The sequence below is a fragment of the Nocardia jejuensis NBRC 103114 genome (assembly GCF_001613145.1).
GTDB classification, from domain to species: Bacteria; Actinomycetota; Actinomycetes; order Mycobacteriales; family Mycobacteriaceae; genus Nocardia; species Nocardia jejuensis.
The window spans coordinates 213528-231863 of sequence record NZ_BDBU01000027.1 but is presented as its reverse complement, the minus strand read 5'-3'; the positions used below and the strand labels follow the sequence as shown (position 1 = coordinate 231863).

Annotated in this window: 15 protein-coding genes; 9 read left to right on the top strand and 6 right to left on the bottom strand. The window is 67.0% G+C overall.

The annotated features are described in order from the left end of the window. Positions 1-22 precede the first annotated feature (22 nt). Together NJ1_RS22630 and NJ1_RS22625 are read right to left on the bottom strand one after the other, a co-directional pair. Positions 23-787, bottom strand: a complete 765-nt coding sequence (locus NJ1_RS22630) for a GtrA family protein (RefSeq protein WP_245717526.1) — start codon at positions 785-787, stop codon at positions 23-25. Then, entirely contained in the window at positions 784-3096 is a 2313-nt protein-coding gene (locus NJ1_RS22625; RefSeq protein ID WP_067697731.1) for a hypothetical protein, read from the bottom strand. Before NJ1_RS22625 ends, NJ1_RS22630 begins: the two co-directional genes overlap by 4 nt. A gap of 335 nt (positions 3097-3431) precedes the next feature. Here NJ1_RS22625 and NJ1_RS22620 point away from each other — a divergent pair, with 335 nt between their 5' ends. Together NJ1_RS22620 and rffA are read left to right on the top strand one after the other, a co-directional pair. Continuing rightward, positions 3432-4484, top strand: a complete 1053-nt coding sequence (locus tag NJ1_RS22620) for a glycosyltransferase (RefSeq protein WP_084478622.1) — start codon at positions 3432-3434, stop codon at positions 4482-4484. Then, complete coding sequence (gene rffA, locus NJ1_RS22615; protein WP_067697621.1) at positions 4474-5613, top strand: dTDP-4-amino-4,6-dideoxygalactose transaminase; 1140 nt, start codon at positions 4474-4476, stop codon at positions 5611-5613. Before NJ1_RS22620 ends, rffA begins: the two co-directional genes overlap by 11 nt. Before the next feature lie 43 nt (positions 5614-5656). On the opposite strand, the gene NJ1_RS22610 is transcribed toward rffA, so the two are convergent. Further along, a complete protein-coding gene (locus NJ1_RS22610; protein ID WP_084478621.1) occupies positions 5657-6565 on the bottom strand; it encodes an alpha/beta hydrolase family protein in 909 nt (302 codons plus the stop codon). A 212-nt stretch (positions 6566-6777) separates the two neighbouring features. On the opposite strand from NJ1_RS22610, the gene NJ1_RS22605 reads away from it, so the two are divergent. Further along, positions 6778-7350 carry a TetR/AcrR family transcriptional regulator gene (locus NJ1_RS22605; protein ID WP_067697616.1) on the top strand — a complete coding sequence of 191 codons (573 nt, stop codon included), beginning with the start codon at positions 6778-6780 and terminating at the stop codon, positions 7348-7350. Between the two features lie 73 nt (positions 7351-7423). Here the strand turns inward: NJ1_RS22605 and NJ1_RS22600 are convergent, their stop codons facing one another. Next, on the bottom strand, positions 7424-8284 hold the full coding sequence (locus NJ1_RS22600) for a sterol desaturase family protein (RefSeq protein ID WP_067697614.1): 861 nt from the start codon (positions 8282-8284) through the stop codon (positions 7424-7426). A gap of 78 nt (positions 8285-8362) precedes the next feature. Between NJ1_RS22600 and NJ1_RS22595 the strand changes: the two genes are divergently transcribed. Continuing rightward, positions 8363-8983: a TetR/AcrR family transcriptional regulator gene (locus NJ1_RS22595; RefSeq protein ID WP_067697612.1), complete on the top strand. Its 621-nt coding sequence runs from the start codon at positions 8363-8365 to the stop codon at positions 8981-8983. 118 nt (positions 8984-9101) lie between these two features. Then, on the top strand, positions 9102-9854 hold the full coding sequence (locus tag NJ1_RS22590) for an SDR family NAD(P)-dependent oxidoreductase (RefSeq protein WP_067697610.1): 753 nt from the start codon (positions 9102-9104) through the stop codon (positions 9852-9854). A 104-nt stretch (positions 9855-9958) separates the two neighbouring features. Here the strand turns inward: NJ1_RS22590 and NJ1_RS22585 are convergent, their stop codons facing one another. Beyond that, a complete protein-coding gene (locus NJ1_RS22585; protein WP_067697608.1) occupies positions 9959-12922 on the bottom strand; it encodes an AMP-binding protein in 2964 nt (987 codons plus the stop codon). 478 nt (positions 12923-13400) lie between these two features. Between NJ1_RS22585 and NJ1_RS22580 the strand changes: the two genes are divergently transcribed. The 4 genes from NJ1_RS22580 to idi are packed head-to-tail and all read left to right on the top strand — an operon-like array spanning position 13401 to position 16633. Next, a complete protein-coding gene (locus tag NJ1_RS22580) occupies positions 13401-14807 on the top strand; it encodes a family 2B encapsulin nanocompartment shell protein (RefSeq protein WP_067697606.1) in 1407 nt (468 codons plus the stop codon). A 12-nt stretch (positions 14808-14819) separates the two neighbouring features. Beyond that, complete coding sequence (locus NJ1_RS39325; RefSeq protein ID WP_157574157.1) at positions 14820-15122, top strand: hypothetical protein; 303 nt, start codon at positions 14820-14822, stop codon at positions 15120-15122. Positions 15123-15176: 54 nt separating this feature from the next. Then, positions 15177-16049: a geranyl diphosphate 2-C-methyltransferase gene (locus NJ1_RS22575; protein ID WP_067697604.1), complete on the top strand. Its 873-nt coding sequence runs from the start codon at positions 15177-15179 to the stop codon at positions 16047-16049. Next, positions 16046-16633 carry an isopentenyl-diphosphate Delta-isomerase gene (gene idi, locus NJ1_RS22570; protein ID WP_245717525.1) on the top strand — a complete coding sequence of 196 codons (588 nt, stop codon included), beginning with the start codon at positions 16046-16048 and terminating at the stop codon, positions 16631-16633. The genes NJ1_RS22575 and idi overlap by 4 nt, the downstream gene beginning before the upstream one ends. Before the next feature lie 114 nt (positions 16634-16747). Here idi and NJ1_RS22565 read toward each other — a convergent pair whose 3' ends face one another. Next, the gene (locus NJ1_RS22565; protein WP_067697602.1) at positions 16748-18253 is read right to left on the bottom strand and encodes an NCS1 family nucleobase:cation symporter-1; all 1506 of its coding nucleotides are present in this window, start codon (positions 18251-18253) and stop codon (positions 16748-16750) included. Positions 18254-18336 lie beyond the last annotated feature (83 nt).

The following is an 18336-nucleotide window of genomic DNA, read 5'->3' as shown; positions in this document are numbered from 1 at the left end:
GCTGGGACCCGGCGGTATCGGGCTAGGACCCGGAGACGCCGGGCCGGGCATCCTCCGGCGATCGGCGGAACGAGATGTGCCGATGCCCGAAGAAGCTGCCCACCGCGACGAGCCCCATCACCACCACGGCCGCCGGTTTGGCGGGCGCGTGCAGCACGGACACGGCCAGCTGCAGCAGCACCATGTTCAGCACCATGCCGACCGCGTTCACCCCGACGAACGCCACGAAATCGCGCAACACCTGCCCGCGCACCCGGAACACCAGCGTGCGGTGCAGGACGAACGCGACCACCATTCCCACGGCGTACGCCAGCGCGACCGACAGCGCGGCCGCCACATCCTCCGACACCGCACCGTCGAGCACCGTGAGCCACACGATGGTGAGCACCATGCCCATCAGCGTGTTGAACCCGCCGACCAGTGCGAACGCGATCTCCTGCCGCCGCACCAATCGCAGCAGCGGCCCGGCGGAAGCGGGGACCGCCTCGGCCGAATCCGCTGCCGTGGAAGCGGATTCGCCCGCTCGGTCCGGGCCGGACACCGCCGGCCCGTCCGGCGGCACGACGGCGGCGCCTGCCGCCGGACCGGCAACGTCATTGCCCGTCGAACCGGCAACGTCACCACCCGGCGAACCGGCGACATCACCACCCGACGAACCGGCGACATCACCACCCGACGAACCGGCAGCGTCTCCCACCGGCGAACCGACGCCACCCTCCGCCGAACCGGCGGCATCACCGTCCGAGGACGCGGGCACGAGGTCGGCGGCGAACCGTTCGGCGGTCACGAAAGCGAGTCCACCAGTTCGCGATCCGGCTCCGGGCTGGGTGCGTCCGGCTGCTGGTCCTCGTCGTCACGGCGCGAGCGGATGTAGAGCCACTGCAGCGATCCCAGGCCCAGCAGGCCCACCGCCGCGCTGGCGAGGCCGATCTTCCAGCCCGGCGGCCGCCAGGTCACTTCCAGCTCGGCCTTGTCGGTCCCGGCCGGAATGTTCACCGCGACGAACACCTTCGCGACCGTCGTGAACGGAATCGTCTTGCCGTTCAGGGTGACTCGGTAGCCGGGCCAGCCGAGGCGGGCGAACACCACCTTGCCGCCGGACTCCGAGGAGACCCGCACCCGGCTCGACATACCGGTTTCCTCCAGCGATGTCGCCGTCACACCGTGCGCGTCCGCGACTCGGCCGTTGACCGTGGAGATCGCGCCGCCGTCACGCTCGAGGACCCAGATGTACTTCTCGTGCCCGGGCACGTCGACGAAGTGCCAGCCGTCGGGCGCGGGCAGCGTCCCGGCCTCGGGATACTGGGTGCGCTGCAACACGACTCGATCGATCAGCATCAGGTCGGCGAGGGTGCGGCCGGTGGTGGCCTCGGGCAGGAACAGACGCTGGTACGGGTCGGGGCTGCCGGGCGGGCAGGCGCTGCTGCCGTCCCACTTCATGCACAGCATCTCGCCGAAGTAGAAGTGCCCGTTGGGGGTGTAGCCGTTGACGTAGTTCTTCTCGAGATCCTTGGCGTAGTTGCCCCACACCAGTGAGCCGTAGGCGCCGTCGAGGCTCTTGTCGGCGTTCTGCAACTGCCCGCGGTCGCCGAGCTGAATCGTGGTGCCGCTGTCGAACTTCGGGAATTTGTCCTTCGCGTCCTCGCGGTTGGCGGGCAGGTTCCACGACATCGGGGTCGGCTGCACGCTCCACACCTGGAAGTAGGCGATCGGGAACATGGCGACGATGGCGAGCAGGGCGCCGGCCGCGAGGCCGCGATTGCGGGACAGCCACACCACGCCCGCACCGAGTCCGGCCACCACGATCGCGGACAGCAGATGCCACACGATGTCGCGTGGATCGGCGGAGAACGTGCGCGCGAGCAGCAGCAGAATCAGCACGGTCGCCGCGATGCCGCGGGTGCGCAGATCGCGCGTGGTGCCGAACCTGCCGAGCAGCACGCACACCAGCACCAGCAGGCCCAGCGCCAGCATCGGCAGCACGCGGGCCGGCCAGCGCAGCGGGCCGATGGTGCCGGGACCGGCGGTCCACATCAGCACCATGCCCGAGAACAGCGCGATGGAACTGAGTTCCTTCCAGTGCGCCCGAGCCTTGGACCAGTCGACGAACGCGAGCGCCGGAATCAGGAACCAGGCGATGTAGACCATGGGCAGCGGCTGCACGTAGCCCCACCAGGAATTGAACGCGGGCATGGTGCTGGGCAGGCTGGCGTTCAGCGATTCCGACCACGGCACCGTGAGGAACTGGTCGTTATTGATCTGCGAGGTGCCGCGCCAGCTGACCTTGGCCGAGAGCATGCTCGGCAGGAAGGTCAGCAGTCCGGCCATGCCCGCGAACACCGCGACGGCGGTCAGGCGCGCGATCGCCTTGCCCGGGGTCCGCCACCACTCGCCGAGTTCGGCGGTCGCCTCGGCGGTGTTCTTGAATCCCGCGCGCACGATCCGGGCCAGCGGCGTGAAAAGCCCCGCCCGCGACATCACCATCTCGCCGACGACGACCGCGACGAGCACGAGCGCCGCCTCGACCGCAGGGAACACGTACTGCACCGAGATCGCCAGGTACAGATACACGAAGACCGGGATCGGCCCGCCCTGACCGCGAACATAGCGGACCGAGGAGGCCCACGCGTGGATCATCCACGCGGTTCCGGTCATGGCCGTGAACCAGCTGGCCTCGTCGAAGAACAGGAAGAAGCCCGTGAACGGGAACGCCACACCGGCGACCGCGGCCCACTGGACCCGGCCGCCGTAGGCCAGGCAGACCCGGTACACGCCGAGCCCGGCGATGATGGCGAAGATCAGTTTGACGATGGTGGCGTACACGGCCAGGTTGGGCACCGAGGGCGCGATCAGATCGATCAGCAGCTGCGGCGGGTTGAACAGGCCCGCTTCCTCATTGGTGTAATTGCCCGACATCCACTGATCCGGCGCGAGCAACGGGAAGTTGCCGTCACGGAACGCGCGACCGAAATAGACCCAGAGTCCGGTGTATTGGGATTCGGTGTCATCGGTATAGAAGTGCCGGGCGTTGGCCAGCAGCACCGCGATGTAGCCGAGCGTCACACCCAGCGCGGTGACACCGCCCCATCGGAACACCTCGCGCCTCGCCGAACGCTCCCCGGGCTCGGATTCGGTGGTCCCGGCCACCGTCGACACTGCACTTTCCACCACGAGTACCGAACCCTACAGGGAGCCCGTTGGGATGGCATCGCCCTGTGCGGCAATGATGGTGCGGTGATGATCAGCTGCGCCGGAGGCCACGACCTGCACCATGTTAGAGTTCAGCGCGGCTCGGGCTCTGTGGATTGGCGAGGAGCACCGGCACGCACCGTCATCGAAAGTCGATTGAGCTGATGCCGATTCCGTCCGCAAGTACCTCCCGGGGCGCGACCGCTCCGAGCGTCTCCCCCGGTTCTTCGGACCGGGCGCGAGTGCACGCCGTGTCGGTCGTCGTTCCCGTATACCGGGGTGAAGACACCATCTCCGCGCTCGTCGCCGAATTGGACAAGCTGAGCACGCCGGCCACGACGCCCACGGGCACCGCCTTCCAGGTCGGCGAGATCATCCTCGTGCACGATCACGGACCCGATCGCTCCGATGTGGTGCTGCAGGAACTCGAGCAGACCTATCCGCAGGTGCGGGTGGTCTGGATGAGCCGCAACTTCGGGCAGGACGCGGCGACCATCGCGGGTATGGCCGCGGCCGGCGGCGACTGGACCGTCACCATGGACGAGGACGGACAGCACGACCCGGCCTTCATCGGCGAATTCCTGGACGCGGCACTCGCGCAGCGGGCCGATCTCGTCTACTCCAAGCCGGTCAACACCCGGCCGCACGGCTTCCTGCGCAACATCACCTCGCGCGGGGCGAAGATCGTGCTGGCGACCGTGTTCGCCTTCCCGGATTCGACCCGGTTCGAGAGCTACCGCCTGATCCGCGGCGATATCGCGCGGCAGCTGGCGCAGGTCGCCTCCAACGGCGTGTATCTCGATGTCGCGCTCACCTGGGTGGTGAGCGATGTGGCGCAGGTGCCGGTGCAGTTGCGCGCCGAGGGTCGCGAGGAGTCCGGGTACAACTACCGGCGATTGTTCTCGCTGTTCTGGAAGATGGTGCTGTGCAGCGGAACTCGCGGGCTGCGGCTGGTGAGCATGCTGGGGCTGACCCTCGCGCTGGCGGGCGGGGTGATGGCGGCGTGGGTCGTCTATCACGCGCTCACCGACAGCGGCACCGATCCCGAGGGCTGGGCCTCGCTGATGACGGTGACGCTGTTGTGTTCGGGCGCGGTGCTCTTCTCGCTCGGCCTGATCGCCGAATACCTCGGGGTGGCGCTGCACGTACTCGTCGGCAAACCCCTGTACCTGACCGTGGACTCACCGACGCCGCGTCCGGATACGGCGTCGCGGAACGGCCGAAACCAGAACGGCAGCAACGACTATCGGAACAGCGCCGCAGCGACGAGAGGGATCGAACCGAGTGAGCACTGACCGCATCATCTTCAGCCGCCCCTTCCGGGCGGCGCGGGAACTGCCGAACGTGGAGGCGGTGCTGTCGTCCGATCACAGCCACGGTGACGGACCGTTCACCGCGTCCGCGACCGCCAAGCTGCGCGAGATCACCGACGCCCCGCACGCGCTGCTCACCACCTCGTGCACCTCCGCGCTCGAGATGGCCGGGCTGCTGCTGGAACTCGGTCCGGACGACGAGGTGATCGTCCCGAGCTTCGCGTTCACCTCCACCGCGACCGCCATGGCATTGCGCGGCGCGACAGTGGTTTTCGCCGATATCGACCTCGAATCCGGGAATATCGATCCCGAGTCGGTGGCCGCGGCCATCACCGAGCGCACCAAGGCCGTGGTGATCATTCACTACGGCGGGGTCGGCGCGGATATGCAGCGACTGCGCGAGCTCGCCGACACGCACGGCCTCGCCCTCATCGAGGACAACGCGCACGGCCTCGGCGGTCGCTGGCGCGGCCGCCCGCTGGGCACCATCGGCACCGTCGGGGCGCTGAGCTTCCACGACACCAAGAACGTGCACTGCGGTGAGGGCGGGGCCATCCTGCTCACCGACGAAATCCTCATGGCCCGAGCGGAAATCATCCGGGAGAAGGGCACCGATCGCGCCCGCTTCCTGCGCGGGTCCGTCGACAAGTACTCGTGGCAGGACATCGGCTCGAGCTACCTGCCCAGCGAACTGAACGCCGCCGTGCTGGACGCGCAGCTCTCGGAGTTCGGCACCATCCAGGCCAACCGCCACCGGGTCTGGGACTCGTACGCCGCCGCGCTCCCGGACTGGGCCGCCCGCAACGAGGTTCGCCTCATGACGGTGCCCGGCGACCGTGAGCACACCGCGCACCTGTACTACCTGCGGGTGCCGAGCGAGCAGCGTCGCGACGACCTGATCAGCCACCTGTCCCAGCTGGGAATCGTCGCGCCCTTCCACTACATCCCGCTGGATTCCTCCCCCGCGGGCCTGAAGCTCGGCCGCACACCCACACCGTGCGTCCGCAGCGCCGAGTTCTCCAAAACCATTGTCCGGCTGCCACTGTGGCCGGGACTCACCGAGGCGCAGATCGCTCGCGTGCTCGAGGGCGTCACTTCCTTCACGGTCTAGGCCGGAGCAGGTTGCATCGTTCGATGCGCTCGGCGGCCCCGTGTCACTTGGACACGAGGCTTCCGAGCGGATTCATGCTGTGCGCCAGGGCTTTTCCCGCCTCCCGCCAACCCGACTCGTCCTTGCCGAGCGTCCTGTGCAGGTACCCCGAACTGAGCCGCTGAATGATCGAAACCCGTTCGGGACTCTCGTCAGTCGTCTCGGCGACCTGATGCCCGACGATCCCGCCCAGTGAATGTTCCGCGCCGAACAGGGTCAGCAGGCTCTTGTCACCGGGGCTCGCGAAGTAGGCGTCGGTGAACCAGTCCGGACCGCGCAGCGACAGGTGAGACTGATCATGATCACCCGCGACCACCAGGGCGGGAGTGCGCATATCAGCGAAGCTCGGGCTCATGAAGGGAAAGTGTTCGGCCGCGAACGGGGACAGGTCGGTTCCGCCATGGCCGGTCAACGCCAGCAGCACTCCGGCACCGACCCGTGGATCGGACAGATCCTCGCCGGGTTCACCGGCGGAATCGAGAACTCGCGCGCCCAGCAGCATGCTCGCCGACTGCGCTCCCCAGGAATGTCCGGCCACCGCGATCCGACTCGGATCGACGCGTTCGGCGAGACCGGGAACAGCGTCGAGGAGACGATCGAGTCGATCGAGCACGTGAGTCAGATCCGCCACACGGATCCGCCAGATCAGCGGCGTACGTGGATCTTCCGCCGGAATGCCCAGCGTGCGCGAGTCCAGATGCGTCGGCTGGATGACCACGAAGCCGTGCGCGGCCCAGTAATCCGCGAGTGGGCCGTAGCCGTCCAGCGACCATCCGTACCCGTGCGAGAACACGATGACCGGCAGATCGTGCCCGGACACCGGCGCCGACACCCGTACCAGCAGGTCCGTACCCCGTTCCGGAGCAGCCAGCACCACCGGCTTCACCGAGACAATCGGAACAGCCGTCCTCATAGCTTCGTCATGCATAGCGATCGTCCTTTTTCAGCGAGTGATTTCGCCCGAATCGGTCACGATGCGGGCTGCGACAAGGGACCCGCCCGACACTGAACGGAACCTTGTTCCGTTTACAATATGGAACAAAGTTCCGTTTAGCAAGGCTCCGGGCAGCACGCCCGCATACGGCGATTGCTAGGTTTGACAGCCCGGCCACGGAAAGGGGCGCGATGAACGAGGACACTCCGCAGCACAAACGAGCAGATGCCCGGCGGAACATGCACACCCTGCTCGACGCGGCCGCGACGGTCTTCCTCACCTCGGGAGTCGAAGCGCCCGTGCGCGATATCGCCACTCGGGCGGGCGTGGGAACCGGCACGATCTACCGCCACTTCCCCACCCGCGCGGATCTGATCATCGCCGTCTATCGGCATCAGGTCGACGCCTGCGCCGACGCCGGCCCGGCCCTGCTGGCGGGCAGCCCGTCCCCGTTCTCCGCGTTGGGCCGCTGGATCAACATCTTCGTGGATTTCCTGGTCACCAAGCACGGCCTGGCCGCCGTGCTGCGGCCCGACAACGCCGACTTCCGGACATTGCACGCCTACTTCCTCGACCGCCTGGTGCCCGTGTGCGCCCAACTCCTGGACGCGGCCGCCGCCGAGCACGAAATACGCACGGACACGGACGCTTACGAGCTCATGCGGGGCGTCGGCAACCTCTGCATCGGCGCCGACAGCGATCCCCGCTACGACGCGCGCCGCATGGTCGACCTCCTGATCTCAGGCCTCCGCCCACCGAGCTGACCGCCCGACGACCCGGCCACACACTCGCGCACCCCCGTCGGAACCGCGCACCGTCGCGGCATCCGGATCGGATCTAATCCGGGTCGGTCGCTCCGGGCGCGGGGGCCCAGCCGGGTGGGCCGAAGGTGTATCCGAGGCGGTCGCGCAGACGCGAGGTGGAGCGGACGTCGCGCCAGATGGCGGCGAACTGGTGGTATTGCAGGGTCAGCAGGTTGGTGGATTCGATGTTCTTGGTGAGTCCGTAAGTGGGACGGAAGGTTTCGGCTCTGAAGGTGCCGAAGAGGCGGTCCCAGAGGATGAGGATGCCGCCGTAGTTGCGGTCCAGATATTCCGGATTGCTGGCGTGGTGGACCCGGTGATGAGAGGGGGTGTTGAAGACGAATTCGAACCAGCGCGGGCATTGCCCGATGGTCTCGGTGTGCACCCAGAACTGGTAGACCAGATTGAAGGACCAGGCGGTGAAGATCATCCACGGGGGGACGCCGAGCAGCGGGAGGGGCAGCCAGGCCAGCAGTTCGAACCAGGGGTTCCACTTCTGCCGAAGCGCCGTCGCGTAGTTGAAGTACCGACTGTTGTGGTGGACCTGATGTGCCGCCCAGACCAGCCGGACTCGGTGCGAGGTGCGGTGATAGAGGTACCAGAGCAGATCGACGCCGACCATGACCGCGACCCAGGACCACGGATTGCGCGGATCCAGCTGCCAGGGGGCGTGCACGTAGAGCGCCGCGTAGACGATCAATGCCACGAGCTTGGCCGCACCGCTGATGAACACCGATACCGCGCCCATGATGAGACTGGCGCGGGCATCGGATTTCTCGTACCCGGCACGATCGTCCTCGTGCCCGCGCAGGGCGATGAGCTCGAGCACCATCGCCAGCACGAAGAACGGGATCGCGTAGGTCACCGGCTGGTTGATCTGCTCCCACAGGGACATGACCCGCGTACCTCTCGAATCCTTGATATGACCACCCGGTCACATCAGTTGAAGTGACCGTAGGGTAAGTTCTGGGTCATGTCAACGGCCGTGGGTCTGGGAACCAAGGGCATGCCATCGGACGATCGTCGCCAGGAGATCCTGGCCGCGGCACTGCGCGAGTTCGCCGACCGCGGCTTCGGCGCGACCTCCATGGCCTCCATCGCCGCCCGCGCGGGCATCTCGAAAGCGCTTGTCTACCAGCACTTCACCTCCAAGGAACAGCTGCACGCAGACTGCCTGGCCGACATCGGAGAACCGCTGCTGACCCGCATGGATCAGGAGATGGGCAGCGACGCGGAGCCGTTCACCATGCCGGGCAAGGCCCTGCACGGCATCTTCGAGACCCTGGGCCCGGACCGCTGCGCCTGGCGCGTCATCCACGACCCGAGCGCCCCCGACACCGGCCCCTCCGGCGAACTCACCAGCGCCTACCGCGACCGCATCGCCACCCACGCGACCGCCGGCGTCGGCCGCTTCCTGCATGCCCTCGGCGATACCGACGAGCACGATATCGACGCGCTCTCGCGGATCTGGACCGCGACGGTCGACGCCATCATGGCGTGGGCGCGCGAGCACCCCGAGGAATCGGCCGAGGATCTCACCCGCCGATTCACCAGGCTCATCGACTCCGTCTTCTCGATCGGATCGACCCGCTAGCCGCACCTTCCGAGAAGTCGGCGTCGATCACCGCACCGGAACGCCGGACCGCGCTACGTTAGAACACGTTCTAGTGGCGGCGGTTCGGTAGCCGTCCGGTAATGGATTGGAGACGGGTATGGCGGACAACGAGGCCGGGCGGTTCGGCGGAAAGGTCGCCCTGGTGACCGGAGCGTCCTCCGGACTGGGAGAGGCCGTGGCGCGATCCCTCGCCGCGGGCGGAGCGCGAGTGTTCGGCGTCGGACGCGACAAGGAACGACTCGAAGCGGTCCTGACCGGTCCCGAAACCGCTTGGCTGGCAGCGGATCTCGCGAACCCCGACACCTGCGCCGAGGCGGTGCGCGCCTGCACCGAGCAATTCGGCGGCCTCGACATTCTCGTCAATGCCGCGGGCGCACACACCATGCGCCACACCGCGGGGGTCACCGACGACGAGTGGCAGCACGATCTGGCCGTGAACCTGAGCGCGCCGTTCTTCCTCTCCCGCGCGGCGCTCCCCCACCTGCTGCAACGGCGGGGCTGCATCGTCAATGTCGCCTCGACCGCCGGGGTGGAAGGGCAGGCGTACTCGGCCGGATACTGCGCCGCCAAGCACGGCCTCATCGGCCTGACCCGGGCCATGGCGCTGGAATTCGACGCCCGCGGGATCCGCGTGAACGCCGTCTGCCCGGGCGGAATGACCACCCGGATGGTCGAGAACTTCACCTTCCCCGAGGATCCCGACTACACCTTGATCATGAAGACCGCGAGCGCCCGCGGGCTGATGGACCCCGCCCAGGTCGCCAACGTCGTCACGTTCCTGTGCTCGGACGACGCCTCGGCCGTGCACGGCGCGATCTACACCGTCGACAACGGCAAGATGTCGCTCTGAGACCGGCGAGGCCCCCGGCGCGGTGCACCGGGGGCCTCGCCTCGTGAACGCGGATCAGCGGAAGATCGTCCCGCGCTGGGCGCGAATCCCCGAGAAACGTCCGCTCACAGGAAGAGTCGCACCGCGATCTCCTCGGTCAGGATCTCGTAACTCTCCGATTCACGGTTGTACCACCAGGTCCGCTCGCCGGCCTCCGGGCGGCCCACGGCCTGCACGGCGCGTGTCGAGGGCCGGAAGGTGGAGCTGCGCGGGATCTCGTCCACGACGTAGACCAGATCCGGGCGCTGGACCGGAGCCAGATCCCGCAGCGCCTCGGTGACGTCCTTGGGCCCCAGGCGCTGACCGTCACGAATGCTGACGGCGGCGACCGCGAGCACGCGGTCGCCGACCGGAAGGCCGTACGCCACTTCGAGATCCACCGCGGTGATGTCGTTCAGGACGTCCACGATGGGCTGGGTGAACACGGGCCCGCGCGTGGTGTGGATGACGGTGTCGCGCCGGTCCATCAACCAGTAGTCGCCGTCGCTGTCGCGACGGAAGAGGTTCTCCGTCGGCATCCAGGCGTCACCGGGAGCGAACACGCCGCGCAGCCCGCCCGCGGACAGATCCACCGCGTCCGAGGCGGTGCCGATCAGCAGCCCCACCTCGTTGTCGGCGCAGCGACGCGCGTAACCCGTACTCTCGGTGAGGATTTCATCGGTGGCCGGATCGTAGGCGATGAGCTCGACCTTGGCGGTGCCCGGCACCGGACGGCCCTTGCTACCGACCTTCGCGCCGGACACGTTGGCCAGCACCACATCTCCCTCGATGGAGGCGTAGAACTCCAGCACCCGAGCCGGTGCGAAGCGCTCCTGGGTGCGCCGCCACAGTCCCGCGGGCATTCCGGAGCCGATGAACAGCCGGATGGGATGCGGATGGCCGTTCGGGAAGGTGTCGGCATCGAGGATGTCGCGCAACATGGTCCAGGTGTAGGTGACCACGGTGACGCCGTAGCGATGCACCTCCTCGGCGAACCGCTCCGGATCCAGCGAGCGAGCCAGCGCGATCCGGCTGCCACCCGCCACCGCCCCGCCGAGACTGACCAGCAGACCTGACGAGTGGTACAGCGGCGCAAGGCAATAGATGGTGTCGCGATGACCGAGATCGGCCGCGGACGCGGTGCCGAATGCGGACAGCGCCCAGCGGTGGTTGGTCACGTGCTTGACGTCGAAGCGGTCGCCGGTCCCGGTGACGAGGATGAACGCCAGTTCGCGCGCCAGCCCCGGATCGGGCTTGTACCAGGCGGGCATCGCCACCTGCGCCGGATCGATCTTCTCGAGATCGGTGACGTCCGCACCGGCCGGTATGTCCAGCTGCCGGGCATCGCCGCCGCCGAGCACCAGCACGCGCGCACCGGTCTCGGCCGCGGCGCTCAGGTTCTCCGGATCGGTGAGCAGGATCTTGGCCCCGGTCAGCTCCGCGACGCGGGACAGTTCGCTGCCGGGCGCGAGCAGCACCGCGACCGCGCCGAGGCGCGAGAGCGCGGCGATGGCCACCATGGCGCTGGGCCGGGTCTCCATGACCACGCCGACCCGGGAGGCGGGCCGCACGCCGACGGAGATCAGCCCGCGCACCACATTGTCGATGCGCTCGTTGACCGCCTGGTGCGTGTGCACCCGGTCGTCGAACAGGAACGCCTCGCGCAGCGGTCCTCGGCGCGCCTGCTCGGCGAGCAAGCGGCCCAGCGAGATTCGGGTGTGCGGCTGGATCATGCCCAGGCGGGTCAGGCGCGGCAGGGCGCGCGCGGCCTCACCGGTCAGTTCGACGGTGCCGCGCAGGGTCTGCCCGGCGATGCTCTCCACGACCTTGCCGATGCTGGTGCCCGCCTCGGCGAAGCTGCCGACGGCGTGCACCACGCGGGTGAGCCCGGTGTTGGGCCGCTTGCGCGTCACCTCGTGACTCATCCTCTCGATCTGCGCGGGCAGTTCGTTGCGGCCGCTGAGCCAGTTCACCCAGTCGCGCACCAGCGGCCAGGTCTGCCTGGTGGCCGTGGACCCGGACACGAGCCCGAAATGTCCTGCCACCAAACTGGCTTCGTACACCTCGGCGTTCGGCGCCGCACGCACGATGCCCCGCACCGCGGCGGGCTGGCCGATGTCGTCGACCTCGCCCACGAACGCCAGGATCGGGCACTTGAGATCGGCGAGCGAGATCGGCTGGTCACGGATGACGAAGCCGCCCAGCATCATTCGATTGTGCTTGACGAACTGCTGCAGCAGCTCGGTCAGCGCCGGGCCGGGGTAGCCGAGCCAGCCGTCGGCCTCGAGGAAGCGACGCTGACGCTCCTTGGGCAGCAGTGCCTCGCGATCGTGCAATTGACGCAGGAAGTCCAGCCGCGCCTTGGCGGTCTTGACCGGGTCCAGGGCCTGAAAGCCCAGTCGCACCATGGAATCGGTGATCGGCAGCCGATTCAGCACGTGATCGGTCAGGAAGTCCGCGGCATCGGAGACCAGACCGTGCGGGAGCCCGAACGGCATGCCGGCCACGGCATCCACCGGGCTACCGAAGGTCGCGATGCTCTCCACGCCCTTGCCGTAGCGGTAGGCGGCGGTCTGATAGGCGAACATGCCGCCCTGGGAGTAGCCCATGAGGTGCACCGAGCGCCCGGTGAGCTCGTTGACCGTGTCGATGGCGCTGCTGACCGCGAACACGTGGTCGGCCAGGTCACGATCCCAGCCACCCTCCTCGGTGGCCGGCGAGCCGAAATCGACCACCCAGCAGTCGATTCCACCCTGATTGAGAATTCCGACCGCCCCGTCCGCGGCATTCACGTCCCAGATCTCCGCGGTCACCATGATCGGCGGCACCAGCACCACGACCGGACGGTCGGGGGTGGTGTCGTCCGGGAAGTAATGGCGCAGCCGGTACATCCGTTTACGTTCGACGACCTCGTACGGCGAAGAGACGATCTCGGTGACCAGGCCCCCGAACCTCATCACCTCGAGTCCGTTCTGGGCGGTCGCCATCAGGCGCTGCATCGGCCCCACAACGGACTTCGTATTGAATTTCACGGCTTTGCTCCCAGACATATCATGCTCGTGACCAGCACTACCCGCCCCTGCGCGGTCAGACGAGCTTGCCATAGGCCCAGCCTACTTCGCGGACGCTGTGACCAGCACCATGTGAGCCATGATTCCCAACCGACCGGCCTGATTCGAACCGCGCGGGCGAGTCGCGGGTGTGAATCTGCGAATCTGGGGTATCTCATTGCGTTCGCCCGGTCGAAACGGTGTTAACCAGCCGTGAATCTGCGGAATACCCAATGGTCTGCGATACCGCGAATCGCGACGCGCCGATGCGCAGCAATGCGCCAGTCATCATGTTTATGCGTTTCGCTGCGGCCCCGTCAAATCTCGTTCTACGATTTCTCTCGCTTGGAACGCACTGTCGCGCTTGTCTTTTCACTCACAGGAATCTTTCCGCAGGCCCCTGACCGGGTCTGCTGTATCGCCATGGACTCCACCGCTCGCAAATACGTGGTGGCCCTTCTAGGTGAGGAACCGCAGCATGACCATTGAAATGCCCGTATCGTCCGAAAATCACGTTCGCAAATCTCTCAGTACCGCTGCCGCTTCTCAGTTGGCGCACACCACCAAGTCCGAACCGCAGATGCAGGGCATCAGCTCTCGCTGGCTGACCCGCTCCCTGCCGTGGACCCAGGTGAAAGGCGGTGTGTACCGCGTCAACCGGCGGCTCACGCACACCGTCGGCAACGGCGAGGTGGAGTACATCATCAACGGCCCGAACGCCCGGGTCATCCCGCTCGAACTGCAGGAACTCCCGCAGCTGCGCGGCTTCGACGACGAAGAGGCGCTCGGCGCGATCGCACAGCGCTTCGAGCAGCGCGATCTCGAACCCGGCACGGTCGTCGCCGAATTCGGCAATCCGATGGATCAGGTATTGCTGATCGTGCACGGCAAGCTCTCCAAGATCGGCACCGGCGAATACGGCGAAACCACCAAACTCGGGATGCTCGCCGGCGGTGACTATTTCGGCGACGAGATGCTCACCGACACCGGGGCCATCTGGCCGGTGACGCTCAAGACCGTCACCCCGACCACCATGCTGGTGCTCGACAGACAGACCTTCCAGCAGTTGTCGGAGAACATCCCGGCCCTGCAGCAGCATCTGGACGCGGTGGCCGCGGCTCCGTCCCGGGCGCAGAACAAGTTCGGCGAGGCCGAGATCCTCATCTCCTCGGGCCATTCCGGTGAGCCGCTGCTCGACGGCACCTACGTCGACTACGACGAGCAGCCCCGCCAATACGAACTGAGCCTGGGCCAGAGCGTGCTGCGGGTGCACACCCGCGTCGCGGACCTGTTCAACGATCCGATGGATCAGATCGAACAGCAGCTGCGCCTCACCATCGAGGCCCTCTACGAGCGGCGTGAATACGACCTGGTCAACAACCCGGACTTCGGTCTGCTCAACAACTGTGATCTCAAGCAGCGCATCTACACCGAGTCCGGCCCGCCGACCCCGGACGACCTGGACGAGCTGCTGAGCATGCGGCGCGGCACCAAGCTGTTCCTGGCCCACCCCAAGGCGATCGCCGCGTTCTACCGCGAGTGCAACAAGCGCGGCATCTACCCGGATCCGGTGGAGATCGACGGCCATCGCGTGCCGGCCTGGCGCGGCGTTCCGCTGTATCCGTGCGGCAAGATCCCGGTCAGCGGTACCCAGACCACCTCGATCATGGCGATGCGCACGGGTGAGAAGGACCAGGGCGTGATCGGCCTGCACCAGACCGGCATTCCCGACGAGTACGAGCCGAGCCTGAACGTGCGGTTCAAGGGCATCGACGATCAGTCGATCATCTCCTACCTGGTCAGCTGCTACTACTCGGCCGCCGTCCTGGTTCCCGACGCGCTCGGCATTCTCGACAACGTGCTGGTCGCCCGGCAGTCCGACTGATCGGAGCAGGCCATGTCGGTGCCCACCGCGCCAAAACGCCTGCTCGGACCGGTCGGGCTGGGTTCGGCCAGCCTGCTGGTGAACCTCCCCGAGACGATCGCGCCCACCACGCCACCGTCCCGCCCCACGCCGCGGTCCATCGGCGTGGGGCGGCCACCGCCGCCACCCGGCTCGAAAGATCCCGCACCACAGCAGAACTCGCACGGTGCGCGGGTCCCGGCAGCGCCGACGGCCACCAGCCCTCGGCGACTGACCACCCAGTTCCCCCGATGCGGTGCCACCCCACCGCCACCCCGGCTGCCGTCCGTTCGGTGACCCGGCAGCCGTCGCTGTAACGACCGATATCAGCTATCGAGAGGAAGATCTGCGATGACCATGGTCGAGCCCGAGACCGGCAACCCGCTCAAGACCGCCTATCAGAAGTCGGTGGCGGCGTACTGGAACGACAACCCCAACGACGACCGGGTGAACACGAAGCTCGGTGAGGTGGACGGACTCTTCCACCACCACTACGGGGTCGGCGAGCCGGATCTGTCGGTTCTGGAGGGTCCGCAGGAGACCCGCCAGCAGCGCATCGTCACCGAGCTGCACCGACTCGAGACGGCGCAGGCGGACGGGTTGCTCGATCAGCTCGGTGACGTCCGGCCGGGTGATCGGCTGATGGACGGCGGCTCGGGACGCGGCGGCACCAGCTTCATGGCCAATCAGCGCTTCGGCTGCCAGGTGGACGGCGTCACCATCTCCGAATATCAGGTCGGCTTCGCCAATGAGCAGGCCGCCGAGCGCGGAGTCACCGACAAGGTGAAGTTCCACTTCAAGAACATGCTCGACACCGGTTTCGAGACCGGCTCCAGACGCGGCATCTGGACCAACGAGACCACCATGTACGTGGACCTGTTCGAGCTGTTCGCGGAGTTCTCCCGGCTGCTGGAACCGGGTGGACGGTACGTGTGCATCACCGGGTGCTCCAACGACGTGTTCGGCGAGCGTTCGGCCGCGGTCAGCTGGATCGACGCGCACTACGGCTGCAACATCCATCCGCGCAGCGACTACTTCAAGGCACTGGCCGCCAACAACCTGGTGCCGGTCAATGTCGTGGACCTCACCCCGGCGACCATCCCCTACTGGGAACTTCGGGAGCACTCCGAGCTCGCGACCGGTGTGGAGAAGCCGTTCCTGAAGTCGTACCGGGAGGGCAGCTTCCAGTACCTGATGATCACCGCCGATAAGGTGAGTAGGTGACCGGCACCCTCGACACACCCGACGCCACCCCGGCGATCGACCGTGAATCCCTGCTCGTCGAGCTCGTGGACGAGCAGGGCCGAGCGGCCGGATCGCTGCCGGTGGCGGCGGCTCACACCGCGCCGGGACAGCTGCACCGGGCCTTCTCGGTCCTGCTGTTCGACGCGGACGGGCGAGTGCTCCTGCAGCAGCGGGCCGCGGTGAAGACCCGATTCCCGCTGCTGTGGACCAATACCTGCTGCGGGCATCCCGCACCGGACCAGGACGTCACCGAGGCCGCCGGCGTCCGGCTGCGGGAGGAGCTCGGGGTGTCCGCCGAACTCACCGAGATCGGCACGTTCACCTATCAGGCGTCGGATCCGGCCACCGGCCGCGTCGAGTACGAATTCGATCACGTACTGATCGGCCGGCTCGACGATGCGGAGTTGACGCCGAATCCGGACGAGGTCGACGACATCGGCTGGGTCGAACCCGATATTCTCGCCGCGCGGGTCGCGGCCGATCCGGCCACCTACACACCGTGGCTGGGTGGCGTGCTGGCCGCGATCGTGCGGCATCGGGAGAACGGCTCGACTCCGGCCTGAGCGCAGCGGCCCGGACGTGTGCGATCGCCGCGTCCGGTCATCGCACACGACCCGTACCGAAGATGAGAATTCCCCGGCGACGGTGTGCTGTCGCCGGGGAATCAGCGCGAGAGGTCAGACGGTTTCGCTCACCGGTCGCATCAGCGCCGTGCGGGTCGCGAGCAGGTAGTAGACGGGCAGCGCCAGACCGCAGCCGATGAACCAGCTGTACTGGGCGGCGGTGTGCATGCCGTACACGTCCTTCGCCAGCACCGGGAACACCGCGGCCACCGCACCCACCACGGTCGCGATGACGGCGACCGGGTTGAATCCCCTGCTGTACCAGTACTTTCCGGTCTCGGCCATGGTGAACAGCTCGTCCACCACGATCGTGCGCTTGCGCACGAGGTAGTAGTCCACGATCAGCACGCCGAACAGCGGGCCGATGAACGCACCGAGCACCTCGAGCGTGTAGTGGATGACCTCGGGGTTGTTGTACAGGTTCCACGGGGTGATCAGCACCGAGCCGACCGCGGCGATCATGCCGCCCATTCGCCAGCTGATCCGCTGCGGACTCACATGCGAGAAGTCGAAGGCCGGGGAGATGAAATTGGCGACGATATTGATGCCGACCGTGGCGATGGTGAAGGTCAGCGCGCCCAGCACGATGGCGAAGGTGGAGTCGATGCGCGACACCGTCTCGACCGGATCGGTGATCAGCTCGCCGTAGACCGGAATGGTCAGCGAGGCGGTGATCACCACGAGCAGCGAGAAGGCCAGGAAGTTCACCGGCAGACCGAGCAGGTTGCCGCGCTTCACCGCGGGCATGGACTTGGCGTAGCGGGAGAAGTCGCCGAAGTTCAGCATCGGGCCGCAGAAGTACGACACCACCAGTGCGATCGCGCCCAGGATGACGGGCACCGCGCTCCAGCCGTGGTACTTCACCTCACCCAGTTGCAGATTGATCGAACCCCAACCGGCCTTGTGGATCAGGTATCCGCACAGCAGGAACATCACGACGTAGACCGCGGGCCCGCAGAAGTCGATGAACTTGCGGATCGATTCCATGCCCTGCCAGAACACCGCGGCCTGGATCACCCACAGCACCAGGTAGGCGCACCAGCCCAGCAGTGAGAGCCCGAGGAAGCCGTAATCGTCGGCGACCGCGTACGGGGCGAGATCGGGGAAGAGTTTGATCGCCACCACGATCAGCGCCGCCGAGGCCAGGTAGGTCTGAATTCCGTACCAGGCCACCGCGATCAGACCGCGAATGACGGCCGGGATGTTCGCGCCGATCACTCCGAAGGAACTGCGGCACATGACCGGATAGGGCACCCCGGTCTTCTGACTGGGCGCGGCCACCAGATTGCACAGGAAGTACACGATGGTGATGCCGATCAGCAGCGCCGCGAGCACCTGCCAGCCGGCCAGCCCGAGCGCGAAAAGACTTCCGGCCGTGACGTATCCGCCGACGCTGTGCACGTCCGACATCCAGAAGGCGAAGATGTGGTAACTGCCCCAGCGCTGTTCGCGCAGCGGTGCCAGATCCGCGTTGGTGAGGCGGGGGTCGTATGCTGGAGCGACAGCCTGGTCGGGGATTGTCGCGGGGGACGCCACTGCGGGTGTGACGATATCGGTCATGGTGCATCCGATCCGAATCGAACGATGATCGGATCAAGGTAGATACGCGCCGTTGCCCGGCCATTGCACATCCATTGCCCGGT

Excerpts from the sequence above, each read along its gene's own strand:
- NJ1_RS22610 (WP_084478621.1), bottom strand. The coding sequence starts at position 6,565 with ATGAGGACGGCTGTTCCGATTGTCTCGGTGAAGCCGGTGGTGCTGGCT.
- NJ1_RS22605 (WP_067697616.1), top strand. The coding sequence starts at position 6,778 with ATGAACGAGGACACTCCGCAGCACAAACGAGCAGATGCCCGGCGGAAC.
- NJ1_RS22600 (WP_067697614.1), bottom strand. The coding sequence starts at position 8,284 with ATGTCCCTGTGGGAGCAGATCAACCAGCCGGTGACCTACGCGATCCCG.
- NJ1_RS22595 (WP_067697612.1), top strand. The coding sequence starts at position 8,363 with ATGTCAACGGCCGTGGGTCTGGGAACCAAGGGCATGCCATCGGACGAT.
- NJ1_RS22590 (WP_067697610.1), top strand. The coding sequence starts at position 9,102 with ATGGCGGACAACGAGGCCGGGCGGTTCGGCGGAAAGGTCGCCCTGGTG.
- NJ1_RS22585 (WP_067697608.1), bottom strand. The coding sequence starts at position 12,922 with ATGTCTGGGAGCAAAGCCGTGAAATTCAATACGAAGTCCGTTGTGGGG.
- NJ1_RS22580 (WP_067697606.1), top strand. The coding sequence starts at position 13,401 with ATGACCATTGAAATGCCCGTATCGTCCGAAAATCACGTTCGCAAATCT.
- NJ1_RS39325 (WP_157574157.1), top strand. The coding sequence starts at position 14,820 with ATGTCGGTGCCCACCGCGCCAAAACGCCTGCTCGGACCGGTCGGGCTG.
- NJ1_RS22575 (WP_067697604.1), top strand. The coding sequence starts at position 15,177 with ATGACCATGGTCGAGCCCGAGACCGGCAACCCGCTCAAGACCGCCTAT.
- NJ1_RS22565 (WP_067697602.1), bottom strand. The coding sequence starts at position 18,253 with ATGACCGATATCGTCACACCCGCAGTGGCGTCCCCCGCGACAATCCCC.